Source organism: Francisella halioticida, from assembly GCF_002211785.1.
GTDB lineage: Bacteria > Pseudomonadota > Gammaproteobacteria > Francisellales > Francisellaceae > Francisella > Francisella halioticida.
Map to the genome: position 1 here is coordinate 848,288 of NZ_CP022132.1, position 26,728 is coordinate 875,015.

Below are 26,728 nucleotides of genomic sequence, written 5' to 3' on the forward strand. Positions count from 1 at the left end.
TTGGGGTAGTATATCTACATCTCTTTCTTATATATCGTCATTGCTATTAATATGTAGTTTGGTGGTATTTATCTCAAGTAGATCAAAGTCAAAATTATTTGAATATTTTTCAGCTATCGTAATAATATGTTTTTTAATAGTAGTATTATCAATAGTTGGTTTATGGAATACTCATTCTATCGAAATTAAGCAAACTAAATCTCAGCTTGAAGGCTTAATACTACCTATAATGTTATTTTTAATGCTAGTTCGATGTGATATTAGGCTTGTAATTAAACTCGGAAGGAAGTTGTTAATAGCTTTTTTTGGAGCAAGTATTAGCATAATGATATGTTTCATAATCATGTATCTAACTATTGGTAGATATATATCACCAGATGCTTGGAAAGGGTTTTCTGCTTTATCTGCTAGTTGGATGGTGGGTACTGGTAATATGGTTGCTGTTCAGCAAGCTCTTAATACTCCAGATAATCAGATGGGCTATATACTTTTGACAGATTCAATAAGCTATACCATTTGGTTTGCACTTTTATTTGCTCTTATTTTTCGTGCAAAAGTCTTTGATAAGTGGACAAAAGCAGAGTCGTTAGAAGAGCATATTAAAAAAAATGATATTGAAGATTCATATAACCTTAAAGGAGATATTAATTTTGTAGGTATCTTTTTATTAATAGCTATAGCATTTACAGCTACAGATATTGCAAGTATAGTAGCAACTTACTTACCTGAAACAACGCTAATAACAACAAAAACTTGGACTATATTAATAGTAACCTTCTTAGGGTTTATAGCAGCTATGACTCCAATAGCAAAATAAAAAGTGATAGTATTATTGCTAGTATATTTTTATATTTTTTAGTAGCTTTAATAGTATCAGGATCTTCATTTAAAGGTTTTTCTGAAGCTCCCATATATATAGCTTGTGGAATAATGATATTAGTTATACATGCTATAATAATGATAATCATAGCTAAGATATTCAAACTAAATTTAGCTATGTGTTCTATAGCTGTAGTTATGGCATTACTTGGTTTTCTAGTAGGAACTCGAGGTGGTTTAATAGTTGCTAAAATACTTTTGGGATTTGCAGTATGAATAAAATAATAGATATAAAAACATCTATAGTAAAAATAGCTCTTAAAAGAACATTTGTAACAGCTATACGAAGTACAAACCATATTGATGCTTTAGTTGTTGAACTAATCTCGATAGTGGAGTTAAAGGTTATGGAGTAGCTCCTGCAACAACTGCAATTACTGGAGATACTTTACAAGGTATGCAATATATTGTTAGTGAGATTTTTGCTCCCATTATTAAAGGATCAAACTTATGTGATTATGAAGAAGTTGTAGAGCAGGCATTTAAGAGAGTTATGTTTAACTCAGCTGCAAAGATGGCTATTGATTTAGCTTTTTATGATTTATTAGCTAAACAAAAAAATATCTCTGTAGCAGATTACCTTGGTGCAAAAAACAATACTGTTGAAACAGATGTATCTATAAGTTGAGGTACAGTTGCTGAAACTATACAGAATATACAAAATGGTGTTGAAGCTAATTTTACGGCTATAAAAGTTAAAACTGGTGCTGATTTTAAAAGAGATATTGAGTTGCTTAAAGCTTTGGACAAAGAATTTGATAAAAATGTCAGGTTTAGGTTTGATGCTAATCAAGGGTGGGGTGTAACTCAAACAAAGCAGTTTATCGAAGAGCTAAATAAGTATAGTTTGAGTGTTGAGATAATTGAACAGCCAGTTAAATATTATGATATATCAGCAATGCACGAGATAACTCAATTTAGTAATATTCCTATAGTTGCAGATGAGTCAGTATTTGATGCAAAAGATGCTCAACGTGTTATAGATGAACAAGCTTGTAATATGATAAATATAAAACTTGCTAAAACAGGTGGTATATTAGAGGCAAAAAAAATTAAAAAAATAGCCGACAATGCAGGTATGCTATGTATGGTTGGTTGTATGATGGAGTCGCCAGCTGGTATCTTGGCTACAGCAAGCTTTGCATTAGCTGAAAATATTACTTTATCAGATCTTGATCCTTTAGACTGGGTTACAAAAGATATTTACAGTGATTATATAACTTTTAATGAACCAAATATTATTTTAAAGGATAATTTGATAGGATTTGGATATAATCCCTAAAACGTATAAGTGTTTATTAATAAATGAAAATAGATAGAATATTGATTCTAGTTCATGGCTTTATTGAAAATAGTAAGGATATGCGAAGTTTAGAAAGTTTCTTTAGACAACATCATGATGAAATTATATCTATAAATTTACCTACTACATTTGTAGGAATAGATGTGGCAGTTGCAAAATTGTGTCAAGTTATAGAAAATATTCCAAATACAAAATCTATTACTTTCTTAGCCCATAGTATGGGAGGTATAATAGTTTGTAAATCTATAAATGAACTACAGCTTGAGAACGTTGAAAAATGTGTATTTATAGCTACACCGTTTAGAGGCTCAAAGATTGCTAATTTTGGTGATAAAATTCCTTTTTATTCTAAAATATTAAAACCAAATAAAGAACTGAAAGTAACGGATAAATATCTTGATGTTTGTAATGCTGTATCTGCTAAGTTTTCAGTAGGATTAATTGCTGGTAAAAGGCATTCAAAAATTAATCTTTTAGCCAGATTTTGTCTTAATAATGATCATGATGGTTTAGTTGAGGTGCAATCTGCTTTTGCTATAAATAGTGATGATAGAATTATCTTAAATAAAAATCATGGTGAAATTCATCATGATATTGAAACTCTTAAGAAAGTGGATTATTTTTTAAAAACAGGAAAATTTTAGTAAAATAAGTATTATTGTTTGTATCAAAATAAATATAAAACAATAATATTACGCAGCTAATAAAATCTTTGAATAGGAAGTGGGCTATAGTTGCATCTGTTTAGTTGGCAAAGTAAGCCAGAGTTATATATGCTAGTAGTAATTTCTATTCTAAGTATCTTGGAATAAATTATAAAGAAATTTCTTTCTTACATTTTATAAAAATATTAAATTATCTTTGATTTAAATTTTTTTAGCATGATGATACTAATTACGCCATTTGATTGTATTGCTCATGAATATGAATATTTTAGATTACATCAATTAAATAGGCATGGTTATATCATAAAGGATAAAGATGGTGTAAATATACCAATAATAAAATTTTGTCAGAAAGATCGCCTTACTGTAGCTATTATGTAGGTAATTATTTTGCATCAGCAAATGATTTCAATTTAGGTCAAGAAAACTCGTCATATATGACGGTAGAAACTAATGATGAGGATTGTGTCATTATCAGTAATGGTATCCCTAATCATGCTTATGATGATGCTGAAGTAGGATCTTTTCCAAATAAGGTGGTACCACAATATCAAATATATATAATATCCAAGAGCCCTAAACAAGCAGCTAGACCAACTCCTCTATCTCTGAGAATGGATAATGCAATTATGCTTAATGGAGTTAAAGTTGATTTGCTTGCAGCAGGTTGTTATGGTGTAGGTGATGGTAGAATTGGTTGTTTTAATTCAAATGCTAAATGGCGCTATAATCCAGTGTATGAAAAATCAACTTTCATAATGGATAGTCATCATGCTCATTCTCAACCTGATGGTACTTATCACTATCATGCTTCACCAAATGCACTATTTAAAAATAACTCATCAGTAGAATCTCCTGTGATAGGTTTTGCAGCAGATGGCTTTCCTATTTATGGAAGTTATATTAATAAAGATGGTAAAATAGTTGCAGTCAAATCAAGTTATCAGTTAAGAAAAGGTAATCGTCCAGATACTCAAGATAGCCCTAGAGGTAAGTATACAGGAGAGTTTGTTGATGATTATCAATATGTAGTTGGTAGTGGTGATTTAGATGAATGTAATGGTATGGTACATAATAATTATTATGGCTATTATGTTACTAAAGGATACCCTTATATTATTAAATGTTTTAAAGGTACTCCTAATAGATCATTTATGAAAAAACAGCCTAAGCACAGGTTCTAGTAATTTATCATATAAAAGTTTGTATCTTTAGCTTATTATACTTATATATAGAGTAGTTCTTTAGGTCTTTAGATATGGCTTTTATTACTGAAAAACAAAGTCGTGAAATTGAAGAATATGCTATTTCTCAAGAGTTAAACCTTATGGAAAATGCATCTGATGAGATAGTTGAATTTATTAGTAACAAATTCAATAAACAAAATAAAATCCTAGTAGTTGTTGGGTCTGGTAATAATGGTAGTGATGGTATTGCTGCTGCTATTAAACTCTATAAGAATCAATATGATGTTGATATATGTAGAATTTTTCCTAAAGGTAATCAAGATAATCAAAGATATTATGATGGGTTTTCTAAGTTAAAGAACCCTCTGAAAGAGTTAGTAAGTATTGATGATTATGACGTAGTTATAGATGGGGTATTTGGCATAGGTTTAGATAGAACTTTACAGGGAGATGCTTTAGAGCTTGTAAAAACTATAAATCAAAATTCAAAGTATATATTAGCTATAGATGTACCTAGTGGCTTGGGGGCTTTTAACGCTAGAGTATATGAAGATGCTATACAGGCTAATGAAACAATTACATTTTTAGCAAATAAGCAAGGTTTGCATACTGGAGATGGTTTAGATTATGCAGGTAAAGTAACAGTTAAAGAGCTAATTGATAGTAAAAATATTAAACTTAGCCAGTCTGAATATCAAGTTTATAAAAACAATATCCAAGCTATAAATCTAGAAAATATCCTTAGAAAAAAGAAAAATACTAATAAAGGAACTTATGGAAATTTAGCAATAGTTGGTGGTAATGTTGGCATGAATGGCGCTTTACAATTAGCTGGTAAAAGTGCTCTGTATAGTGGTTGTGGTAAAGTTTCAATGATATCTCTAGATATGGACTTTCGTGTAGATATGTCTATGCCTGAGCTAATGACAAAATCTTTGCAGAATATCCCTAAAGATCTAGATACTTTCTCAGCTTTGGTAGTAGGGGTTGGCTTTGATACAACTGATGACTCTCAACAAATCTTAAAATTGATAATTGATAATTTAACACAGCCAGCAATTTTCGATGCAGATGCTCTAAATATAATAGCAATAAATCAGCAAATCAGAGAAAAATTTATTAATTTAGAAAATAAGGTTATAACGCCACATCCAGCAGAAGCCGCAAGATTACTTGGCTGTACAACCCAAGAAATTCAAGAAGATAGATTTACTGCAGTTAGAGCTTTAGCTAAAAAATATAATACCACAGTCGTACTAAAAGGAGCTGGAAGCCTAATTTGTAAAGATAATGAAATCTATATAAATGCTACAGGTAATCAAGGTATGGCAGTAGCAGGGCAAGGTGATGTGCTATCTGGAATTATTGGTGCTTTTTTATCACAAGGTTTAGATACTTTATCAGCAAGTAGATTAGCTACATATGTACATGGCTTGGCTGGGGATAATTTAGCTAAAAAACTAGGTGGATATGTTGGGATACTTCCTAGTAGGGTGATTGAAGAAGTTTGTGAGGTTTTAAATAAATTGAATAAAAAAACTATAGTGATAGACAATTAAATAATGCTAGTTTAAATTAACCTAATAATTAATCTTATTAAGATACCTAAAAGCGCAATTATATAAATGTGATCATACCCTCCTATTTGGGACACTTAGGTGTTAAGAAAAGGAGACAAGATGAGATATACAAAAGAGTTTAAAGATGAAGCTGTTAAATTATGTTTACAACCAGATGCAAATAGACGATAAATAGCAGATAATTTAGGGGTTAAATATAAAACCATTTGCAGTTGGATATCCAAAGCCATGTCAAACCCTCAGAAAGAAATAAAGATAGATTATAAAACGCAGTACCAGCAACTATCTTTTGAAAATACTGATTTGAAGAAAAAACTCAAACAGGCAGAAACAGAGCGTGAAATACTAAAAAAGGCACAGCTTACTTTGCAAAGCAAAATCTGTAAGGTACGCCTTTATTAAGGAGCATTATAAAGTTATGCCAGTAACAACACTATGTAAATCTTTGAATGTGAGCACATCTTCATATTACAGATGGATTCATAAACCTATAGGTAAAAGGCAATATAATGATGCTGAACTAGATGATGCTATTTTAATGAACATAAATCTAGATATGGAAGTGTTAGGATATACAAAGAGCTTAAAGATATGGGTTGGAAAGTTACTCAACCTAGAGTATCTAAACGTATGAAATTACTTGGTTTACATGCTAAAGCGGCTCGTAAGCATAAGAAAACTACAGATTCTAACCACAACAAACATGTTTATGATAATTTATTAGAACAAAACTTCACTGCTTTATCTGTAAATCATAGGTGGGTTACAGATATAACTTATGTACCTACACAAGAGGGGTGGCTGTATCTTTGTGTGATTATAGATTTATTTTCAAGATCAGTTATTGGTTGGGCAATGGATTCTAGGATGAAAGCGGATTTAGTTTGTAATGCTTTAAATATGGCATTATTTAGAAGAAATTTTCCTAGTGGTGTGATTATACACTCTGATAAAGGGTCACAGTACTGTAGCAAACAATATCAAGACATTATTAAAGAACACTGGCTACTATCAAGTATGAGCTCTAAAGGATGCTGTTACGATAATGCTGCTTGTGAAAGTTTCTTTGGAACTTTAAAAGTAGAGTTAGTACATGATGAAAGCTATAAAACTAGAGAAGAAGCTAAACTATCAATATTTGAATATATTGAAGCTTACTATAATACAAAAAGGAGACATTCTACAATAAATTATATGACTCCATATCAATTTGAATATATAATGGAAAATGAAGTAGTAAACTGTCCCAAATTGACGGGGTAGATCATTGTTGAACTAAGAAACGATGTGGATGATTATATAGATTTTTATAATAATAGAAGATTTCATGAGTCTATCAATTATAAAAAACCTATGGAATTTTATTACGATAACTTATTGGAAAAACGGGCGGCTTAGATGGGAACTAAATAATTGAAAATATTGTTTAATTTATTGGGGTAGTATAAAATGATGTGTCTAGTGAAGATGTAACTAAGTTAATAATTAGTTATCAGCAAGATAATAATAGAAATTTTTAATAATTAAATATAGTTACATTTAGACATAAACTTATAGCAAAGGTATCTTCATCAAGATTAATTTAAAAATAATAGCTAAGTTCTAGATTTTATTTTTTGTTATTTTTTATTACTTCAATAGGGCCATGATCATCACAATGATCTCTATGAGGATGGTGCAATCTACCATCTACTATATAGTCAATATGATCTCCATGAGGTATGGCTTCATGCCCACAGTCTAGTCCGTGGACATGATCACAGCACTCTTCTTTGATAGGTTTACAATTATTGGGGTTTTTTTCTGAAATTTATAAAGTATGTTCATCGTAGTGATCTTCATGCTTATGATGTAGAGGTCCATCATGTAAGTAGTCATAATGATCGTTATGTTTTATTTTAGTATGACCACATCCATCTTTATGTTCATGGTCATGATTTTTGTGTGTTTTACATTTACTCATAGTATTTCTCCTTTTCTACTAAATTATATTTCTAGTACTATTTTAACAGTTTTTGTCTCAAACCTTCAAATAAATAGATAGTTGCTGCTTGAGCCACATTTAATGATTCAATATTACTAAGAGTTGGAATCATTGTTTTTTCACCTACAGAGAAATCCTGTATTCCATTTGCCTCTTCACCAAAAACTAATATACTGTCTTTAAGCTGGAACTTTCTATCATAACAAGACACTCCTTCATGAGGAGTTGTTAGCCATACTTTATAATTTTTAAGCTTAGATATAGTTTTTAATTGTTTGAGATTATCAAGATAATAAAAATCTAAACTAAACTGTGCTCCCATGCCTGCCCGGATTGCTTTAGGATTAAATGGGTCTACAGTACCATTTGTTAGAATTATTTCTTTTAATCCAACAGCTATTGCTGTACGAAGTATTGTACCAATATTACCTGGATCTTGGATTCTATCTAATACTAGTATGAAATTATCGTTAAATTTGAGTTCTTTAAAATCTTTTTTATAAGCTAGTATTAAAATTCCTTGTGGATTTTGAGTTTGTGAAAGTTCATTAAAATCTTTTTCAGAAACTATATGGATATGCTTTTTATCTGAATGATATAACTTATTATCTAGTTTTTCGGTTGTTATTATTGCATATATCTCTAATTTGGAAAGTCTTTCAATAGCTTCTTGGCAGCATCTAACACCTTCTATAATATAATATGGTGATTTTTTTCTTCCCTGAGATGAATGAAGTCTTTTTATTTCTTTATGTAATTTTTGTGTAAGGGCTTTCATCAATATTAGTTAGATATAGTTATTGCCTATATTTTATGTTTTTTATAGAGATCTTTAAATAATAAATATGACTAATAATACATAATATCTATGTTTTATATTGTAGCCTATTTTTTACTGTTATACATTTGCTACGAAATCTATTTTAATATCATATAAATATTGTAGATTAGAATATACTTTTTCAAAAGTTTGTATAATAATTATTAACTATATTTAATTAAGATAGGTATGGGTGTTAGAGTGCTTAAAACAAAAAGTTTAACTCCAAAAGAATATGAAATTATAATCAATAAAGATACGGAACAACCATTTACAGGAAAATATAATGATTTAGATCAAAAGGGTATATATATCTGTAGAAATTGTGGTACACCACTATTTAAAGCAGATAGTAAATTTATTTCAACTTGTGGTTGGCCTAGTTATGATATTCATATAGATAATAATGTTAAAGAGCTTCCAGATGCTGATGGACGAAGAACAGAAATATTATGTAATAATTGTGATGGTCATTTAGGCCATATATTTCATGGAGAGAGTTATACTAAGTTAAATACTCGTTATTGTGTAAATTCTGCATCAGTTGATTTTATTGCATCAGAAATTTTTGGTGAAACTGAAGAGATTATTGTTGCAGCAGGGTGTTTTTGGGGTGTTGAATACTACATGAAAAAACTTGGTGGAGTGTTATTTGCTGAATCAGGATATTGTGGTGGAGATCATCCATATCCAAATTATAAAGAAGTATGTAGTGGTAATACAGGTTATTTGGAGGTTGTTAGAATAATCTTTGATAAGACAAAACTCTCATTGGAAAATTTATTAAAATACTTTTTTGAGATTCATGATTTTCAACAAGTTGATGGTCAGGGTCCTGATATTGGTGAGCAATATAAGTCTGCTATATTCTATTATGACGATGAACAAAAGCAAATCGTAGAAAGCTTAAAAGATTCTTTAATCAATAAGGGATACAAAGTAGCTACTGAAATTAGAGAAGTGAAACCTTTTTATGTGGCAGAAGATTATCATCTAGATTATTATATGAGGCAAGGATCTTTACCATACTGCCATACGCATAAAAAAATATTCTAGTTATGCTTTTTCTGGAAATAGCCTATTTTTTATCATCACAAAAATAAGTATAGATAAAATTATAAATCCTAATTGTTGTATTGGAATATCTACCATTAAATTTGATATAGATAAAAAGCTCAAGAAAAAACCAGCAAAACCAGCTGCTACGAATCTTGTAAGTCTTACAATAGCATTTCCAGCAGCAAAGCCTTCTTTTAATAAATCAATTGCTTTTGTTGTTGTGATAAGATTTATTAAAGAAAAACTAGCTGTTGCAAGTACATTTAAAATTATAAAAAAATAAATATTATTAAAAAATATAGAAGTTATAATATTCGCTACTATAATTATAATAGCAGATATATAACCAACGAATATAAAATACCTTTGATTAGAAGAGGTTATTTTTTTCTTTATATAGTAGCTAGAAAATAAGATGCCACAAATATTCAAAGCAAAAAGTATACAGTATTGGATATATCCAAGCTTATAGTATTCTATAATTAAGTTAGATGATGAGCTAATAAAACTAAATAATGCCCCAAAACAAAGACCAGCGACTAAAGATGTTGCTATAAAAGGTATATTTGTTAAATGTTTGAAGTAGACTTTAAAGCTAGATGATAAGCTCTTTGACTTATTGTGTGAAAGGAGTGTTTCAGGAATTATTAACGTTATTATGAGCAATATAATTCCATAAATAGTTAAAAAATGGAAAATATTTTGCCAGCTTCCAGTTGTATAAATAATAATACTGCCAATGATTGGAGCTACTATAGGAGCTATCATAAATATCATAACCATGGTAGCCATCATTTTTATTAGTTTCTGCCCTCTATAGCAATCTTTGAGGATAGCAGCTGCAGCTACAGCTGCAGGAGAATCACCTAAGCCTTGTAAGAACCTCATAAATACTAATGTACTAAAATCATGTGCAAATGAACATAAAATAGTACTTAATACATATATGAGCATACCGATTATAAGTATATTTTTACGGCCAAATCGATCTGATAATGCTCCCCAGAAAAACATACCGACTCCAAAACCAATAAGATAAGTTGAGACAGTAATAGATAAAATACTTACATCTACTTGAAAAAAATCACTAATTTTACCAAAAGCTGGGATATAAGTATCAATAGCAAAAGGGGGTAAAGCAACAAATATTACCACAAAGAAAACAAGATATTTACTTCCTTTTCTTATTTGAAACATTTTAGAATTTCTATTATTAGTTTCTTAGGAAGCATAGTATAACAAATAAAATTGCTATATAAGTTTTATTTATGTTTTAAAAATTAAAGATTAGATAATTTAAATAAATTTTAAATTATTTAGATTTGTCTGAAGTAGTAGTTGAAGATGTTTTGTTACTAGGTTTAGCTTTATTTATAGCTTTTTGAATATTCGCTGTACTCGTATAACCATCTATTATAGTAGTATTATCAGCATTAGCACCTTTAAGAGGAGCAACAACTAAGAAAGGAGTTCCTTGGATATCAAGATCCTTAAAGCCCATTTCTAAGGTGGATTTTACATGAGCTGCTATTTTATCATTCGTGATAGCTTTCTTAACAGCATCAATCTTAGCACCAGCTTGAGTCGCTACTTTATTTACAGTTGCGTCAGTTAGTTTACCTTCATCCTCACCTGTAGCAAATACACCATTATGATATTTAACATATGTATCAGCACCATATAGTTTATAGATTGCAGTACCAACTTCAGCTGCATATTCTGATGCTGGAGCTCTTTGACCAAAAATTGGAAACTCACCAAAGATAATTTGAACATTACTATTATGTTTCATAATCTCTTCAATTCCTGGAGCCAATTTTGAACAGTACATGCACTGATAGTCAAAAAATTCATATATTACAACGTCAGGGTTCTTAACATCTGATTTAAGAGTTAGGTCAGAGTTATACATACTATTTTTAACTTTAAGGAAGCTTGTTACTCTTTGCTCACTCATTTTTTTCATCATAGTTTGACGAAGAGAGCCCATATTGTTTTTGATATCTTGCTCAGAGATTTCTGGTTTCTTAGAACCCATTGCATCTTTAAAACCTGCTATTACTTGATCTTTTAATAAATCATAGCTCTTAAGATTAGGATCTTGAGATATACTTGATCCCATGCCATAGCCAATAGTGTAGCTGGCATTGGCTTTAACGTTGTCACTGCTTGTATCTATTGTTTTTGTAGTAGTTGCTACTGTAGATCCTGAACTTGTACTAGCAGTTGAAGAAGAATCATCACTACTACCATTAGAACAAGCAACTAAACTAGTTGTGATAGCTGCTACAGCTAGTGCTTTTAAAAGTTTTTTCTTAGTCATTCTTTACACCTTAAATTTCTTACTGAGCCTTCTTTTGTGCAGCTATAGCTTGCTTTTGGAAATCCATCATAGCAGTTTGCATTTGTTCTGGAGTCAATTTAGGTTTTTTTGAATCAATTCCATCTTTTAGACCATCAATAACTTGTCCGTTATCTGCAGAAACATTATTTTGTTGCATTTGAGCTTTTAGAGTTTCCCCCATAGTGTATCCAACAGAGTAGCTTATATCAGATTTAGTATCTGTTGCTGCAAAACTAGTACTAATCAAAGCCCCAGCAACTAATGGAGCTATAAGTAGAGTTTTAGTTAATTTCATTATTTATTTTCTCCTTTGTTTTATAAAAGTATTCCTTAGCAATTCTAACAAACAATATATAAATCACAATCATTTATATCTTTTTTGAGCTAAACTTTGTTGTTTATCAATGGCTCAGTTAATATGCTCTAGTAATAGATCATTACTGAATTTATTTTTTTTAATTATCAAAGCTTGGGTATTGCTTTTACTATATTGTGATTTTCCTATAGCTATAGTTATATTTTTTATCCATGTATTATAGCCTATTCTTCGAATAGCAGATACTTATCAAAATCATTTATTGTCCATACAAAAAGCTCTAATAAAGACTTATTTATTATAGAATCTCTTTGTTGTAAAGCTTTTTCTATTATTAGAGCTGCTTGATTATTAAAAGGACAATCTAGTTGGCAATCATCACAGCCATATATTGTTCCTATTTTATCTCTAAGCTCTAAAGGTATAGCATTTCATTTTTCAATAGTTAAATATGAAATACGTTTTTGAAAATCGATAATTTTTCTTGTTTTATTACGCCAGTAGGGCAAAGCTTTATAGATGCTTGGCATTTACCACAAGGATTAATATGTTTTTCTAAATTGAGGAGTTTAGATAAATCTAAATATTACATATAACCCCAATAAAAAAGAATGTCTCTTAAGTTTTATTTATTAACATAGAGTTTCTAACCTTGCCATCATAAACCAGATTTTTCTGCTAAAGTTTTTTCTAAAACTAATGCACTATCTGTTCGCTTATCAACATGCTGGCCTAGTTTTTATAGCTTTTTTCATTACTTTATATAGTCTCGCCCATGTGCATATATTAAAATATTGGCCATATTATTAATGGTTTTTAATTTTTTAACTTCGAATTTTATTGAGATAGATCTATTAAGGTAGTTTATTAGTGTAGCTATAATTAGCTATTTGTGCGTTGGATATCCCAAAGCTTTTCTAATGCATATAGGTTTCTAGTTTCTTCAAGCATTATATGGGCTACAACATCTCCAATATCTACCAAAATCCAGTCAGATTTATTGTCGCCCTCAATTCCTAATATAGACACTTTGTTACTTTTAAGCTCCTGTTCTAAATGTTTAGAAAGAGCTTTAGCATGAGTGGTTGATGAAGCTGTGCAAATCACAATTTTGTCCATTATGTCTGTTAGATGCTCTACATCTATAGCTTGGATATCTAGCCCTTTTAGATCATCTAGAGCTTCTGTTACAATATGTAATCTTTGATCTGTAGTCATAAATTTAAGTTAATTTAAAGTTCCTATAATTTTGATCTAAGATTATAACACAAGTTATAACTGAAGTTACGTACTAAACATAAATTTGAGCATAAAGACAAAGTGTTATATACAAGGCAGGTTTTTATTACCATAGCGGTAGCTATGGTAATAAAGTTCTAACGCAGTCAGATGAAACTTTAGCTTTTTGTCTTTTGGATGATTTAATTTGCATTAAATAGCGTCGTTACCAAGGTTTGAAGCTACTAGTAGCTCCTACGTCTTGTTTCCTTGCTCTTCAACGCAACTTATAACACTCAAAATATATTTAGTACGTAACTTCAGTTATAATAAAATAATGCTATCATTGTATAACTTAGAATTTTAAGGGCGGCAAGGATGAAAAAGAAAAGCTTATTTTTATTTATATTATTAGTGATTTTAACAGTTATTGGTATGGTTTTATTTTATAGATTTGCACAATGGTATGGACAGCTGCTAGGATCTATTTTATCTTATATTGTTATGATTAGTTTAGCTCTATTCATATTTGCACCATTTAAGTTTATTAAGGATAAAAGAGTAAATATAAGTATATTTAATTACATTAAATATCTTGGCGTTACAGTATTTGTCTTAGTTAAATTTGTTGTAAATATTTTAAAGCAGATTGTTTTAACATTTAGTTATATAGTAACCAGAACTTTTACTAATAAAAATTTTCCTCAACCTAAAAAAGAATCTTCTAAGCAATTAGATCAAGAATTATCACAAGAATAAATGCAGTATACATCTGAACAACAGAAAATTATCAATCATGATATTAAAAAACATGCTTTAGTTTCAGCAGTTGCTGGTAGCGGTAAGACACAAACTCTTATTGCTAGAATAGAGTATTTAATAGCTAAAGGAATTATTCCTAATAGAATATTAGTTTTAATGTATAATAAATCTGCTCAGCTTGATTTTGCAAATAGGCTTAATAAAGTTTTAAAACCTGAAATATCTAGATTAATTAATGTCCGCACAATGCATTCTTTAGGCAACAGTTTCTTACAAGCGTTTGCCAAGGCAGGCTATATTAGTGTTGAAAAAATTCTTAAAGAGTACGAAGTTGATATTATTATTCAAAAGTTATTAAAGTTATATCAAAAAGAATTTAAAATAATTAAAGATATTGACAATGAAAGAATCGAGAGTTTTAAAGAGTATATTTCATTACTTAAATCAGATCTTGCTTTAAATAACCAAAGGATAAAAGATCTAAATGTAAAAGAAAAAAGGCTTTTAGATAAGATTTTTGCTGAATTTAATAGAGAGTGTGAAAAGCAAAAAGTAATTACATACGATGATATGATATATTTGCCAGCAAAGTTATTTGAAAAAGATAGTTCAAGTATAGCTCGAGCAAATAGTTTATATTCCTATATAATTATCGATGAGTATCAAGATATAAATCAAGCACAGCAGTTTTTTTTAAAATGTCTCGTTGGAGATAATACTTATGTAATGGCTGTTGGAGATGTTGATCAAACTATTTATCAGTGGCGTGGTTCAACACCATATTATATGTTAGAAGGCTTTAAAAAAGATTTTAAAAATGTAAGACAGTATCAACTATCTTATACTTTTCGTTATGGTGATTTAGTATCTCTTATGGCCAATAATATTATTACTAATAATAAGAAACGCCATAATAACCTATGTATAACATATCCTAAATTAAAAGATAAAACTACAGATATTAGTATCTTAGATAATAGTGATAAGGTTGTTTTAAAGTTAAAAGCATTGATTGATAGTGGTGTAAAAGCAGAGCAGGTTGCTATATTAGTTAGAAAGTATAATTCAACAACGGTTTTTGAACTAAGTTGTCTGTATAACGATTTAGCATATAGAGTTGTAGCAGATAAAAATATTTTTAGTGAAAACCTTTTTAAGGCTATATATGGATATTTGATGTTGTTTAATAAAGGTTATGGCTTTGAGAAACATTCTATAGAACATCGAGTTGAATTTATAAAATCAATGTTAGATTATCCTTCATTATATTTAAAAAGAGACACTAAGCAGAAATTAGCACAAGAAATAGCTAAAGATATCTCACAAGCGATGACTTTAATAGCAGATCTTACTAAAACAGCAGATAAGCCTTTTAAAAAAAGAAATATCTTAGCAGTTGTTAGTAGTTGGCGAGCTATTTTCAATAATACTCGGATAAAAAAATCTGATAGAGCAATAAGTTTTATTTTAGAAAATTTAGATTTAGAAAAGCAAATCTCTAAGATCTCAGGAGAAACCCATTCAAGCAAATCAAAGCTTAAGATTATAAATGGCATAGTAAGTTTTGCTAAAAGTAAAAAAAGCTCTTTAGTCGATTTTATTGAGTTATTACACAATATATATCTTAAATCTAATCAACAAGATAGTAATGACCCAAATCAAATACAGATAATGTCAATGCATAGAGCAAAGGGATTAGAGTGGGATTATGTAGTTGTTTATGATGTTACAGAAGGTGGTTTTTTTGGTGATAAGAACACCAAAGCCTCGGATGAGACTATAGAGGAAGAAAGAAGACTATTCTATGTTGCGATTACAAGAGTTAGAAAACATTTATTTATAGTCTCGGCTGACGATATTAGTAGATTATCAGCATGGTATCAGATTAAAAAGAATTCTTATCCAAAAGATTTAAAATGTAAAAATAGTCTAAGATTTCTTTATGAGAGTAATTTAGTTGAAAGTGAAAATTACTTAGAAAATTTTGGTTCTTTAGAAAGCTTTGATATGAAAAATAAAATTATTAAGAAATATCACCAGAAAATTTCTAAGTTGTAATTATTGAGATGGTTGAAGGTTAATTGAATAATCATTAGTTGGATCTTCTTTAGGTTTAAGTTTAGGTTTTTTATGGTTAGGATCAAAAGGTTCCTCTGATATTTGCAAAGAAGGGCTAGAAATCATTTTGCCATCTTTTGTTTTACCTATCCAGTTACCATCTTTAGCTGTTTCAGATTTAAAATCTTTCATAATTTCAAGATATTTTTTCCAGCATTCTGCCTGATATGTAACTTTTTGCCCATCATTTATAATTTTTTTATCCCATGTCTTACCATTATCTGTAGATATTTTATATGTCATAAAACAATAGCTTGACGGTTTAGGCATTGCTGCTAGCTCAGCTGCTTTTTTAGCTTCTTCTTGTTTTTTGATAACTGATTGATGATAAAAATAATAGCCGATTGTAGCTATTAATATTATTAAAATTGATGACATAGAGATAACTATAATCTTGTTTTTCTTCATTTTAAGATCTTAAAATAATTATATAATCAAAAATTATATATGTAATTATAGGTAAATGCGATCAGTAGAGTTTATTTTATTTAGCAAAATAGTTTATAATATTGTCTGTTTTATTTATTTTAATTAAGAAATCTGTAGGAACATCTACTTAAAGGTAAATCATGACTACTACTAAAGAGTTACGTAATAAGTTTATAAATTATTTTAAGTCAAAAAACCATTCGTACCAGCCAAGTTCATCACTAATACCTTTTGGGGATGAAACATTACTTTTTACAAATGCAGGAATGGTTCAATTTAAAGATGTTTTCCTTGGTTTTGAACAAAGAGATTTTTCACGTGCAGTAACTGTACAAAAATGTTTAAGAGCTGGTGGTAAACATAATGATTTAGACAATGTTGGTTATACAGCTAGACATCACACGTTTTTTGAAATGCTAGGTAACTTTAGTTTTGGGGACTATTTTAAGAAAGAAGCAATTGAGTTTGCTTGGGAGTTTTTAACTAAAGAAATTAAGTTATCTGTAGAAAAGCTATGGGTTACTATATATGCTACAGATGAAGAGGCTTTTGATGTCTGGCATAACCATATATGCTTGCCTAAAGAAAGAATTATTCGCATAGATTCGTCTGATAATTTTTGGTCAATGGGAGATACTGGCCCATGTGGACCGTGTACCGAGATTTTTTATGATCATGGTGAAGATGTATCTGGAGGATTACCAGGGACACCTGAAGAAGATGGGGATAGGTATATTGAGATTTGGAATATTGTGTTTATGCAATATAATCGTCATGCTGATGGTAGTACTTCAGATTTACCAAAGCCTTCAGTGGATACTGGTATGGGGCTAGAGAGAATTGCAGCTATCCTTCAAAATGTACATAATAATTATGATATAGATCTTTTCCAAGCACTAATTAAAAAAGCCCAACAAATAACAAATACTGAGGATGCTGATTCAGCATCATTGAAAGTTATCGCAGATCATATTCGTTCATGCACATTTTTAATTGCTGATGGGGTTTTGCCTTCTAATGAAGGCCGTGGCTATGTTTTACGTAGAATTATTCGTCGAGCAATCCGTCATGGTAATAAGTTAGGTGCTAATGAAGTATTTTTTTATAAACTCGTTGATGAGTTGGTTAATCAAATGGGTGATGCATATCCTCAGTTAGTTGAAAAAAGAGAACTTATAGAAAAAGCTTTAATAAAAGAAGAAGAACTTTTCTTAAAGACTATTGAAAAAGGTATAAAAATATTTGAAGCAGAAATAGGAAATTTAAAAGATAATAGAATTTCCGGAGATGTTGCTTTTAAGCTTTATGATACTTATGGTTTTCCTTTAGATCTTACAGCAGATATGGCAAGAGAAAAGGGCTTAATGGTTGATGAACCTACCTTCCAAAAGTTGATGCAAGAACAAAAACAAAGATCAAAAGATGCTGGCAAATTTAATATCGATTATAATAATATGATTAACTCTCAAGTTAAATCTGAGTTTAAGGGATACTCAACCTTAATAGAAGATGCTAAAGTTCTTGAAATATACCAAGATGGTATTCTTGTAGATGAAGTGGTAGAGCAAACGTTAGCTATTGTAGTATTGGATAAAACTCCTTTTTATGCAGAGTCTGGTGGACAAGTTGGTGATAAAGGCTTTCTTGAGGGAGCAGGAATAGAGTTTATAGTTGAAGATGTGCAAAAGTCAGGTAGTGCTATTTTACATTTAGGTAAAATTTCTAAAGGAGTTTTACGGAAAAGTGATGAAGTAACTGCAAGAGTAAATGACCAGCAAAGATTAGCTATAGCTGCAAACCATAGTGCAACACATCTATTGCATAAAGCTTTAAATATTGTATTAGGAGATCATGCAGAGCAAAAAGGATCATTGGTTGATCAAAGAAAACTAAGATTTGATTTTATTCATGATAAGGCTCTATCTAGAAAACAAATTGAACAAATTGAGACTCTAGTGAATCAGCAAATTAGAATAAACCACCCTGTGAATACTATAGAAACATCACAAGAAAAAGCTGAAAATATGGGAGCAGAAGCTTTATTTGGTGAAAAGTATGGAGATATTGTTCGAGTTATATCAATGGGTAATTTTTCGATAGAACTATGTGGTGGGACACATGTGAGTTATACCGGAGATATTGGCTTATTTAAAATAGTTTCAGAAGGCGGTATTGCTTCTGGAATTAGAAGAATAGAGGCAATAACTACTCAACAGGCTATAGATTATACCTTTGAGATAGAAAATAAAGTTGTAACTATTAAAAAGTTTTTAAAAGCAAATGATAGTAATATTTTTGATAAATTAGAGTCTTTACTAGAGCAAGTCAAAAACCAAGAAAAGCAGATAGCTAAATTAAAGAAGGATTTGTTATCTGGATCAAGTAGTGATATCAAAGAACAAAGGTATGGTGATACAATTGTAGTTGTTGCTAATATTGAGGGTGCAGATGTTAAGATGTTACGTGAGAAAATCGATGATTATAAATCTAAAAATGACAAAGTAGTTGCAGTTTTAAGTACTATTAATTCTAGTAAAGTACAGTTTGTAATTGGAGTAAGTAAATCTCTAACATCATTAATAAAAGCAGGTGATATTGCTAGAGAATTGAGTTCTCATATAGATGGTAAAGGTGGCGGACGTCCTGATATGGCTCAGGGCGGTGGTAATAATTCTGCAAATCTTGATGGTGCTTTAGCTAAAGTTGAGAAGTTTATTTGCAGAAATATAAAAGAGTAATACTTTGAGAATAATAAATAGATATTTATCAATATTATTAGGTATATCTTTTTGCAGTCTTGGCTTTGCCAATGGCATTGTGTCTGACTATGCTACTACTATTAAGCAATCTATAAAAAATTCGCCACAATATAAATATATAGGTTTTCAACTGGACTCGCAACAAATGGATCCTGCTATCCAATTAGGTAAATTACTACCAAAGATAGATATTGGAGGGCAAATAAATGCAAATGATATTTTACAAGGTCAGCCAAGAGCTGATGGTGATAAGCGTACGGGAAGATTTGATTCAATACAAGGGTTAATTACATTAACACAGCCTTTATATGATTACGGCGCATATAAAGATTTACAGTCAGCACAAGAAACTGCTCAGTTTGCTCAACAAGACTATAGAACTAATTATCAGCAGTTTTTATATGATGTTAGTTATGCATATTTTAATTTAGCAAAAGCTATAAAAAATGTTCAGTATAACTCATATAATTTAAAAGCTAATAAACAAAGTTATAATGAGTTACAAAATAACTATGATTCAGGTGTTGCAGATATAGCAGATTATGAAACAGCTAAAGCTAACTATTATATAGCTCAAGCTGACTATGCAGCGGCAAAAAGGCAGCAAAGAGTTGCTCGTGCAGAGTTGCGTAAATTTACAGATAATGATGATGATATAATTTTATATAGTAATAAATTTAAAATAAAAGACCCATCTCCAGATACTGAAGAAGGCTGGGAAGAGCTAACAATGAGAAGTAATCCATCATACCTAGGTTCTGCGCATACAAAAGAAAGTAAATATTATAATTATCAGTCTGTAACAGGAACTTTTATGCCAAAGGTTAATTTTGAAGTTAAATACTCACCTGGGTTTAATGCAGTAAGTTCACTAGGGAACTCCGTTTTTGATCAGAATTTACCTATGAATGGTACTGTAAATGCATTTTATTTTGGAATTAATTTAACTTGGAATATATTCGCTGGTGGAACTAATTACGCACAGCTTAAAAAGGCAGCATATGATTATCAGTCATCAGAGTTTGATATGATTCAAACGGGTAGGGTTGCCGAAAATGATGCTATGTATGCATTTAGATTTGTACAGCTTAAGAAAAAAGAAGTTATGAATTTACGTAAAGTTGTAGCAGCTGCAAAAATAGCATACGAGAAATACAAGCAAAGATATGAGCAAGGTACAACAACAATTACCCAGTACTTTATACTATTAAATGATTATTATAGAAGATTAATTGAATTAAATAATGCTGAATTTGACTATGTTATGGGCTTTTTAAGTCTTTATAAGACAGCTGGTATATTAACAGCTAGTACAGTCCAAAATTTTAATAGCTGGTTAATTTTAAATCAAAATGAGGAGTTATAAAGATGTATATATCGACAGAGTTAACGTGTTTTACACAAGAAAAAGATATAGATTCTTTACCTATATATCTGATTGAAAAAGAAAACTTTAATAGTTGGTTGAATGATCAGGATGGTTTCTTGCAGAATTTTGTAAAGCAATTTAACAATAATAAAACAGTTTTAATAATTCCTAATTTAGATGGAAAGATTGATAAGGTTATCTGTTTAGTATCAACGTCTATGTTTAGTATTGCTGATTTACCTGGAGTATTACCATCTGGCAATTATCATATTGAATATTCAGAGATAAAGGACTTAAATCTTTACTATATTGCATTTGCATTAGCATGCTATAAATTTGAAAAATATAAATCAAAAGATAATGCTAGTGATATAAAACTATTTTTACCTAATAAATATCAACATATTTTAATAAGTACAGAAGCAAACTATTTAGTTAGAGATATGATCACGACTCCAGCTGAAGATATGGGGCCCGCAGATATCTCAGAAATTATAAAACAAATAGCCTGGAAATTTGATGCAAAATTTGAAGAGATGGTTGATGAAGATCTTGCTATCCAAGGTTATATGGGAGTATATACTGTAGGTAAAGGTAGCCATCGACCTCCGCGTTTAGTTAGATTAAACTGGGGTAATGAGAATCATCCTAAAATTTCAATTGTTGGTAAAGGTGTAGCTTTTGATACTGGTGGAGTAAATGTTAAGCCAGCTGCTGGAATGTTGCTTATGCACAAAGATATGGGAGGTGCTGCAAATGCAATAGGTCTTGCATATATGATTATGAAATATAAGCTTTCTGTGAGTTTGAGTTTAGTAATCCCAACAGTTGAGAATGCTATAGATGCTAAGTCATATCGACCTAGTGATATAATTAAAATGAAAAATGGCACTACAGTTCAGGTAACTAATACAGATGCTGAAGGTAGGCTTATATTAGCCGAACCATTATATGAAGAAGCACAAAAAAAACCAGATTATTTGATAGATTTTACAACTTTGACTGGCGCAGCTAGAGTTGCTGTAGGTACTGAAATTTCAGCATTTTTCTGTAATGATGATAAAGTCGCTAATGATATTTATAAGTCTGGTGAATCTATGCAAGATGATGTGTGGAGACTTCCATTAGCTGATCGTTACAGACAGAGCTTGAAAACGGAATTTGCAGATATCTCTCATTGTGATTTAACTCCCTTTGCAGGTGCTATAAAAGCGGCTTTATTTTTGGAGCATTTTATTGGTGAAAAAGATGCCCCAACTTGGATTCATTTTGATATGATGGCTTGGAATCATTCTAGTATGCCGGGCAAACCTAAAGGTGGTGAAATGATGGCTGTTAGGGCTATGTTTGAATTACTTAAAAATAGATATGAGATTACTTAATTAAAATATTTAAATTTATATACTTCTTAGTGTTTATCTTTAAAAAAAATACCGATTATTTATTTACTTGAATGTATTTCAAACGGTATACTTTAGTAATTATAATCTAAATTAAATTTTATTAAAATATGCAACAGTCAGTATTAGAGCAATTAAAAAAAGTTACTATGGTAGTAGCTGATACAGGTGATTTTGAATTAATAAAAAAATATAAACCTGTTGATGCAACCACAAATCCTAGCTTGATTTTAAAAGCCGTAAAAGATAAAAAATATTCTGATTTAGTTAAACAAACTATTCAGAGTATAAAATTAAAAAATCCGAAATTAAATACCAATGAACTAATTAAAGAAATATTAATAGAAATTCTAGTTACTTTTGGTATTAAAATTCTTGATGTCATTGATGGTAAAGTATCAAGTGAAGTTGATGCTAGAGTATCTTTTAATGCAGCAGAAACTATTGATTATGCTAGGAAAATTATAGCTAGATATCAAGATAGAAATATTGGTAAAGAACGAGTGTTGATAAAAATAGCTGCTACATGGGAAGGTATAAAAGCATCTAAAATTTTACAAAAAGAGGGTATAAACTGTAATTTGACATTAATCTTTGATAAAGCTCAAGCTCAAGCATGTGCTGAGGCTGGTGTTTATTTGATATCTCCGTTTGTTGGCAGAATTACAGACTGGCAAATAAAAGAAAATAATATAGAAGTTTTCCCTAATATCGAAAATGATAATGGTGTTAATTCAGTTAAATCTATCTATCATTTCTATAAAACACATGGTTTTAAAACAATTGTTATGGGAGCAAGCTTTAGAAATGTTGATCAAGTTATAGCTTTGGCTGGTTGTGATGCTTTGACAATCTCTCCATCTTTGCTTGAAGATTTAGAACAAAGAAAAGAAAACCTTAAAACTAAATTATCTGATTGTTTAGATGTTTCAACTCAAGATCCAGAGCTTACAGAATCAAAATTTCGTTGGTTGATTAATGAAAATGCTATGGCAACTCATAAGTTAGCTGAAGGAATTAGACAGTTTGCAAAAGATACAATTAAGTTAGAAAAAATTATCAAAGAAAACTTATAATAAGGAATTTAGCATGAAAAAATTTTTATTACCATTAGTATTAACTTTGGCTTTTATTACACCAGCCTTTTGTGCATTTGCTATAAATGATTCTAACAATGATGGTGAGGAGCTAGCTCAAACATCAAAACAAAGAATTATGTACAATAATAAGTTAAATGGAGAGCATCATAGTAAAACAGCGGTTATTCAAGAAGTAGATAACGAAGATAAAGATCTCCAAACTAATGTAATGGGAATGCATAGAAAGCATCAAAATGCTAATATACAGTCACAAGATATTTCTTATTTGAGGTCTGAAAAACCTACTCATCATCAAATTGGTCATGCAAAAGTTAAAAAAAATAATTCTGAAGACGATAATCCAAATTTAGCTAACCTTACAACACCAGAAGTAAATGTTAGAAATAATTTAGCCATGAGTGATCAAGATGCTACATTAAATAGACAGATGATGTTAAATGGTCCACAAGGTGGCATACAAAATAATCAACCTCCTGGAATTGGTGGAACTAGCGCTAATTATTAGTTGTATCAGCTAAAAACATTTTTTGCATAGTTTCTCTAAATATACTAAAATCTACTAGTTAAAATACTCTACTATAGTTAGGTTTTATTATGATTTTCCAATATGATAATTTTCAAATATTAGAAGTTAATGGTGTAGATACTAAAAAGTTTCTACAAGGATTAGTTACAGCGGATCTAAATATATTAACTCAGGATAATAATATCCTATTAACAACTTTTACAAATTTAAAAGGACGCATTATTTCGCTATGTTTTGCTAAGTATATTGCTGATGATAAATTATTACTTTCAGTTGAAGAAGGAGTTGTAGAAGATCTTATTACGTGGTTAAAGAAATATGGAATGTTTTCAAAAGTGAGTTTTTCAATAAATGAAGGTTACTCATTATTTTTTAAAAGAGATGGTTTTTTAAATCATGATGTTTTAGAAAAAGATAGCTTAGTATCTAATAGTAGTTTCGAACAAATACAAAAAGAAAACATTATTAATAAATTAGCTACTATAAATGCTCAAAATTTTGAACAGTTTTTACCTGCTGAATTAGAGTTAGATAATATTGAGCATGTCATTTGCTATACTAAAGGCTGCTATATGGGGCAAGAGGTAATAGCAAGAATGCACTACAAAGCTAAACTTAAAAAAGAATTAGCAGTAATAAAATCACAGACAAATATTAGTGAATTTAATCTGAAAGCTATTAATAATAAACCTTTAGCAAATATTGTAAATAAAGTATTTATAGATGACGAGTGCTATATGCTTGTAGTCTTTCATAAAGAAGCTAAAGAACAAGAGTATCAGCTAAATAATGATCAAATCATAGTTAAATGCTAAATTATCTAAATCCACAGCAACAGGAAGCTGTTAGGTATATTAGCGCGCCGTTATTGGTGTTAGCCGGTGCTGGTAGTGGTAAAACAAGTGTTATTATTGAAAAAATTTCATACTTAATAGAAAAGCTGTTATATCCTGCAAAAAGTATTTTGGCTGTTACGTTTACTAATAAAGCTGCTAAAGAGATGCAAGAGCGAGTTAAGTCTCGTTTAGATAAAGAAAAAACAAAAGGTCTTACTATATCAACATTTCATTCTCTAGGTTTATCTATTTTAAAAAAGCATTTTTTAGATATTAGATATAAGAAAAACTTCACTCTCTTTGATAGCCATGATTCAGCAACTTTAATATATGATATTGCTTATGATCAATATCAGCTACCGAAGCAAAATACAGGATTTATCCAATCAAAAATTTCTTTTTGGAAGTCTGCATTATTAACTCCAGATGAGGTTCAACCAATAGATGACTTAGAGAAACAAGCAGTTATTGTTTATAAGGAATATCAAAAGTATTTAAGATCTTATAATGCATTTGATTTTGATGATTTGATATTTCAGCCAATTCAGCTATTTAAAAATAATCAAAATATCCAAAAATTATGGGCAGATAAGTTTAGATATATATTAATTGATGAATATCAGGATACTAATGAATCTCAATACCAACTTTTAAAATATTTAACACAGAATAAAAATAAATTTACAGTAGTTGGTGATGATGACCAATCTATATATGCTTGGAGAGGTTCTCGCCCAGAAAATTTACGTCATTTACAAGAAGATTTTCCTAATCTTAAAGTTATTAAGTTAGAGCAGAACTATCGTTCTACAGGTAGGATTTTGAATATTGCTAATAAACTAATAGAAAATAATAGTCATATTTTTGAGAAAAATCTATGGTCTGCAAAAACATATGGTGAACAGATAAAAGTAATAAGTTTGGTAAATGATGAGGATGAGGCACAGTTTATAGCTAGTGATATTTTTTTTGATAGAGTAAAAACTAATTCTAGAAACTCTGATTATGCAATCTTGATTAGAAGTAACTACCAAGCATATCTCTTAGAAAGGTATATGCAGATGCATAAGATTCCATATACTATAAGTGGAGGAAGCTCATTTTTTTCAAAAACTGAGATTAAAGATATTATCTCTTATTTAAGACTAATTGTTAATCCGGATGATGATAGAGCATTTTTGCGCGTAGTTAATACTCCTAAAAGAGAAGTTGGTAGCGCAACCATTCATAAATTAGGAGAATATGCTAGTGAGCACCATTATAGCTTTTTTTGTACTTTACATAATTTGGAGCCTTTCGAAATACGTGAATTCACAAAGAAGAAACTACTAAACTTTAAAGATTTAATATTAAATGTTCAACAAGAAATAGTTTCAAGTATTTCTGTAGTAGAATTAAAAAAGATACTACACGCATTTATTGATAATATTTCTTATAGACAATGGCTTGTGGACTCGAGCTCTTCTGAAAAACAGGCTGAATTTAAATATGCTAATGTAGTAGAAGTTTTAAACTGGATAGTTAATCAATTAGATGAGTCTTATAATGGGCTTGAGTCCTTATCAGCAGTTTTAAATAAGATGCTTTTAATAGATATTTTAGACAGGGATAATGAAGATGAAAATGATAATCAAGTTCAGATTATAACAATGCATGCATCAAAAGGCCTAGAGTTTAAAAAAGTTTATATAATGGGTATGGAAGAGGGAATATTGCCACATCAGCAAAGTATAGAAAGCGAAGCTATAGAAGATGAAAGGCGCCTTGCTTATGTGGCTATTACAAGAGCTAAAGAAAATCTAACTATAACGATGACAAAATACCGTAAAAAATTTGGTGAGAAGCAGATTTCAACTCCAAGTAGATTTATTGATGAGCTGCCAGAAACAGATTTGTATTGGGTTGGTACAGAAAAAGAATGTGCAGATACTCGTAAAGAAAATTCAAAACAAAGTCTTTCTGCTTTAAAAAATATGTTTGGTTAATTATGGAAATTAAAATTATCAGAAGCAATACTTAGTAAAGTATTTGCTACTCTTGGAAAACCTGCAAATGGTATAACAAGTAGTAACGT

Annotated in this window: 23 protein-coding genes and 3 pseudogenes; 19 read left to right on the forward strand and 7 right to left on the reverse strand. The window is 30.0% G+C overall.

Annotated elements, in window-relative coordinates; translation table 11 throughout:
- Positions 1 to 61 precede the first annotated feature (61 nt).
- The 9 genes and pseudogenes from CDV26_RS04630 (at position 62) to CDV26_RS12030 (ending at position 7,012) form a co-directional block, all read left to right on the forward strand.
- Positions 62 to 1,095: pseudogene (locus CDV26_RS04630) on the forward strand (DUF819 family protein).
- Positions 1,092 to 2,161: pseudogene (locus CDV26_RS13825) on the forward strand (dipeptide epimerase). The pseudogenes CDV26_RS04630 and CDV26_RS13825 overlap by 4 nt, the downstream one beginning before the upstream one ends.
- Before the next feature lie 23 nt (positions 2,162 to 2,184).
- Positions 2,185 to 2,826 (forward strand): alpha/beta hydrolase, encoded by a 642-nt coding sequence (locus CDV26_RS04640; RefSeq protein ID WP_088772296.1) that lies wholly within the window; start codon positions 2,185 to 2,187, stop codon positions 2,824 to 2,826.
- Between the two features lie 365 nt (positions 2,827 to 3,191).
- On the forward strand, positions 3,192 to 4,031 hold the full coding sequence (locus CDV26_RS04645; protein WP_245806507.1) for a YHYH protein: 840 nt from the start codon (positions 3,192 to 3,194) through the stop codon (positions 4,029 to 4,031).
- A gap of 74 nt (positions 4,032 to 4,105) precedes the next feature.
- Positions 4,106 to 5,593 carry an NAD(P)H-hydrate dehydratase gene (locus CDV26_RS04650; RefSeq protein WP_088772298.1) on the forward strand — a complete coding sequence of 496 codons (1,488 nt, stop codon included), beginning with the start codon at positions 4,106 to 4,108 and terminating at the stop codon, positions 5,591 to 5,593.
- A gap of 249 nt (positions 5,594 to 5,842) precedes the next feature.
- On the forward strand, positions 5,843 to 6,016 hold the full coding sequence (locus CDV26_RS12025; RefSeq protein WP_157671462.1) for a hypothetical protein: 174 nt from the start codon (positions 5,843 to 5,845) through the stop codon (positions 6,014 to 6,016).
- Positions 6,017 to 6,032: 16 nt separating this feature from the next.
- Complete coding sequence (locus tag CDV26_RS04655) at positions 6,033 to 6,248, forward strand: hypothetical protein (protein WP_088771820.1); 216 nt, start codon at positions 6,033 to 6,035, stop codon at positions 6,246 to 6,248.
- Positions 6,206 to 6,877, forward strand: coding sequence for an IS3 family transposase (locus tag CDV26_RS04660; RefSeq protein ID WP_088772110.1), 672 nt, complete (start codon positions 6,206 to 6,208; stop codon positions 6,875 to 6,877). The genes CDV26_RS04655 and CDV26_RS04660 overlap by 43 nt, the downstream gene beginning before the upstream one ends.
- A gap of 24 nt (positions 6,878 to 6,901) precedes the next feature.
- Positions 6,902 to 7,012, forward strand: coding sequence for an IS3 family transposase (locus tag CDV26_RS12030; protein WP_157671464.1), 111 nt, complete (start codon positions 6,902 to 6,904; stop codon positions 7,010 to 7,012).
- 211 nt (positions 7,013 to 7,223) lie between these two features.
- Here the strand turns inward: CDV26_RS12030 and CDV26_RS04665 are convergent.
- Together CDV26_RS04665 and CDV26_RS04670 are read right to left on the reverse strand one after the other, a co-directional pair.
- Positions 7,224 to 7,577: pseudogene (locus CDV26_RS04665) on the reverse strand (hypothetical protein).
- A gap of 37 nt (positions 7,578 to 7,614) precedes the next feature.
- Complete coding sequence (locus tag CDV26_RS04670) at positions 7,615 to 8,376, reverse strand: TrmH family RNA methyltransferase (RefSeq protein ID WP_088772299.1); 762 nt, start codon at positions 8,374 to 8,376, stop codon at positions 7,615 to 7,617.
- A gap of 243 nt (positions 8,377 to 8,619) precedes the next feature.
- On the opposite strand from CDV26_RS04670, the gene CDV26_RS04675 reads away from it, so the two are divergent.
- On the forward strand, positions 8,620 to 9,474 hold the full coding sequence (locus CDV26_RS04675) for a bifunctional methionine sulfoxide reductase B/A protein (protein ID WP_088773451.1): 855 nt from the start codon (positions 8,620 to 8,622) through the stop codon (positions 9,472 to 9,474).
- On the opposite strand, the gene CDV26_RS04680 is transcribed toward CDV26_RS04675, so the two are convergent.
- The 4 genes from CDV26_RS04680 to rsfS form a co-directional block, all read right to left on the reverse strand.
- A complete protein-coding gene (locus CDV26_RS04680; protein WP_088772300.1) occupies positions 9,475 to 10,674 on the reverse strand; it encodes a Bcr/CflA family efflux MFS transporter in 1,200 nt (399 codons plus the stop codon).
- A gap of 115 nt (positions 10,675 to 10,789) precedes the next feature.
- Positions 10,790 to 11,800 carry a DsbA-like infectivity potentiator lipoprotein FipB gene (gene fipB, locus CDV26_RS04685; protein ID WP_088772301.1) on the reverse strand — a complete coding sequence of 337 codons (1,011 nt, stop codon included), beginning with the start codon at positions 11,798 to 11,800 and terminating at the stop codon, positions 10,790 to 10,792.
- A gap of 19 nt (positions 11,801 to 11,819) precedes the next feature.
- Positions 11,820 to 12,116 (reverse strand): FKBP-type peptidyl-prolyl cis-trans isomerase N-terminal domain-containing protein, encoded by a 297-nt coding sequence (locus tag CDV26_RS04690; RefSeq protein WP_088772302.1) that lies wholly within the window; start codon positions 12,114 to 12,116, stop codon positions 11,820 to 11,822.
- 903 nt (positions 12,117 to 13,019) lie between these two features.
- Positions 13,020 to 13,355 carry a ribosome silencing factor gene (gene rsfS, locus CDV26_RS04700; RefSeq protein WP_088772303.1) on the reverse strand — a complete coding sequence of 112 codons (336 nt, stop codon included), beginning with the start codon at positions 13,353 to 13,355 and terminating at the stop codon, positions 13,020 to 13,022.
- Positions 13,356 to 13,733: 378 nt separating this feature from the next.
- On the opposite strand from rsfS, the gene CDV26_RS04705 reads away from it, so the two are divergent.
- Together CDV26_RS04705 and CDV26_RS04710 are read left to right on the forward strand one after the other, a co-directional pair.
- Complete coding sequence (locus CDV26_RS04705) at positions 13,734 to 14,114, forward strand: hypothetical protein (protein WP_245806508.1); 381 nt, start codon at positions 13,734 to 13,736, stop codon at positions 14,112 to 14,114.
- On the forward strand, positions 14,115 to 16,175 hold the full coding sequence (locus CDV26_RS04710; RefSeq protein WP_088772304.1) for an ATP-dependent helicase: 2,061 nt from the start codon (positions 14,115 to 14,117) through the stop codon (positions 16,173 to 16,175).
- Here the strand turns inward: CDV26_RS04710 and CDV26_RS04715 are convergent, their stop codons facing one another.
- A complete protein-coding gene (locus tag CDV26_RS04715; RefSeq protein WP_088772305.1) occupies positions 16,176 to 16,643 on the reverse strand; it encodes a hypothetical protein in 468 nt (155 codons plus the stop codon).
- 161 nt (positions 16,644 to 16,804) lie between these two features.
- On the opposite strand from CDV26_RS04715, the gene alaS reads away from it, so the two are divergent.
- The 7 genes from alaS to CDV26_RS04750 all read left to right on the forward strand — a co-directional run bounded on the left by alaS (position 16,805) and on the right by CDV26_RS04750 (position 26,639).
- Entirely contained in the window at positions 16,805 to 19,402 is a 2,598-nt protein-coding gene (alaS, locus tag CDV26_RS04720; RefSeq protein WP_088772306.1) for an alanine--tRNA ligase, read from the forward strand.
- A gap of 13 nt (positions 19,403 to 19,415) precedes the next feature.
- Positions 19,416 to 20,789, forward strand: coding sequence for a TolC family protein (locus CDV26_RS04725; protein ID WP_420809896.1), 1,374 nt, complete (start codon positions 19,416 to 19,418; stop codon positions 20,787 to 20,789).
- Between the two features lie 2 nt (positions 20,790 to 20,791).
- Positions 20,792 to 22,174 carry a M17 family metallopeptidase gene (locus tag CDV26_RS04730; RefSeq protein ID WP_088772308.1) on the forward strand — a complete coding sequence of 461 codons (1,383 nt, stop codon included), beginning with the start codon at positions 20,792 to 20,794 and terminating at the stop codon, positions 22,172 to 22,174.
- Between the two features lie 128 nt (positions 22,175 to 22,302).
- Positions 22,303 to 23,268, forward strand: a complete 966-nt coding sequence (gene tal / locus CDV26_RS04735; protein ID WP_088772309.1) for a transaldolase — start codon at positions 22,303 to 22,305, stop codon at positions 23,266 to 23,268.
- Between the two features lie 13 nt (positions 23,269 to 23,281).
- On the forward strand, positions 23,282 to 23,797 hold the full coding sequence (locus CDV26_RS04740; protein WP_088772310.1) for a hypothetical protein: 516 nt from the start codon (positions 23,282 to 23,284) through the stop codon (positions 23,795 to 23,797).
- An 89-nt stretch (positions 23,798 to 23,886) separates the two neighbouring features.
- Positions 23,887 to 24,633, forward strand: coding sequence for a CAF17-like 4Fe-4S cluster assembly/insertion protein YgfZ (gene ygfZ, locus CDV26_RS04745; RefSeq protein WP_088772311.1), 747 nt, complete (start codon positions 23,887 to 23,889; stop codon positions 24,631 to 24,633).
- Complete coding sequence (locus CDV26_RS04750) at positions 24,627 to 26,639, forward strand: UvrD-helicase domain-containing protein (RefSeq protein WP_088772312.1); 2,013 nt, start codon at positions 24,627 to 24,629, stop codon at positions 26,637 to 26,639. The genes ygfZ and CDV26_RS04750 overlap by 7 nt, the downstream gene beginning before the upstream one ends.
- The last annotated feature ends 89 nt before the right edge of the window (positions 26,640 to 26,728 follow it).

What these genes read in the sequence shown, in the direction of transcription:
- rsfS (WP_088772303.1), bottom strand. Translation starts at nt 13,355, where the DNA reads ATGACTACAGATCAAAGATTACATATTGTAACAGAAGCTCTAGATGAT.
- CDV26_RS12025 (WP_157671462.1), top strand. Translation starts at nt 5,843, where the DNA reads ATGTCAAACCCTCAGAAAGAAATAAAGATAGATTATAAAACGCAGTAC.
- alaS (WP_088772306.1), top strand. Translation starts at nt 16,805, where the DNA reads ATGACTACTACTAAAGAGTTACGTAATAAGTTTATAAATTATTTTAAG.
- CDV26_RS04750 (WP_088772312.1), top strand. Translation starts at nt 24,627, where the DNA reads ATGCTAAATTATCTAAATCCACAGCAACAGGAAGCTGTTAGGTATATT.
- CDV26_RS04740 (WP_088772310.1), top strand. Translation starts at nt 23,282, where the DNA reads ATGAAAAAATTTTTATTACCATTAGTATTAACTTTGGCTTTTATTACA.
- CDV26_RS04660 (WP_088772110.1), top strand. Translation starts at nt 6,206, where the DNA reads ATGGGTTGGAAAGTTACTCAACCTAGAGTATCTAAACGTATGAAATTA.
- CDV26_RS04715 (WP_088772305.1), bottom strand. Translation starts at nt 16,643, where the DNA reads ATGAAGAAAAACAAGATTATAGTTATCTCTATGTCATCAATTTTAATA.
- CDV26_RS04705 (WP_245806508.1), top strand. Translation starts at nt 13,734, where the DNA reads ATGAAAAAGAAAAGCTTATTTTTATTTATATTATTAGTGATTTTAACA.
- ygfZ (WP_088772311.1), top strand. Translation starts at nt 23,887, where the DNA reads ATGATTTTCCAATATGATAATTTTCAAATATTAGAAGTTAATGGTGTA.
- CDV26_RS04650 (WP_088772298.1), top strand. Translation starts at nt 4,106, where the DNA reads ATGGCTTTTATTACTGAAAAACAAAGTCGTGAAATTGAAGAATATGCT.
- CDV26_RS04655 (WP_088771820.1), top strand. Translation starts at nt 6,033, where the DNA reads ATGCCAGTAACAACACTATGTAAATCTTTGAATGTGAGCACATCTTCA.
- fipB (WP_088772301.1), bottom strand. Translation starts at nt 11,800, where the DNA reads ATGACTAAGAAAAAACTTTTAAAAGCACTAGCTGTAGCAGCTATCACA.
- CDV26_RS04670 (WP_088772299.1), bottom strand. Translation starts at nt 8,376, where the DNA reads ATGAAAGCCCTTACACAAAAATTACATAAAGAAATAAAAAGACTTCAT.
- tal (WP_088772309.1), top strand. Translation starts at nt 22,303, where the DNA reads ATGCAACAGTCAGTATTAGAGCAATTAAAAAAAGTTACTATGGTAGTA.
- CDV26_RS04710 (WP_088772304.1), top strand. Translation starts at nt 14,115, where the DNA reads ATGCAGTATACATCTGAACAACAGAAAATTATCAATCATGATATTAAA.
- CDV26_RS04640 (WP_088772296.1), top strand. Translation starts at nt 2,185, where the DNA reads ATGAAAATAGATAGAATATTGATTCTAGTTCATGGCTTTATTGAAAAT.
- CDV26_RS04690 (WP_088772302.1), bottom strand. Translation starts at nt 12,116, where the DNA reads ATGAAATTAACTAAAACTCTACTTATAGCTCCATTAGTTGCTGGGGCT.
- CDV26_RS04730 (WP_088772308.1), top strand. Translation starts at nt 20,792, where the DNA reads ATGTATATATCGACAGAGTTAACGTGTTTTACACAAGAAAAAGATATA.
- CDV26_RS04680 (WP_088772300.1), bottom strand. Translation starts at nt 10,674, where the DNA reads ATGTTTCAAATAAGAAAAGGAAGTAAATATCTTGTTTTCTTTGTGGTA.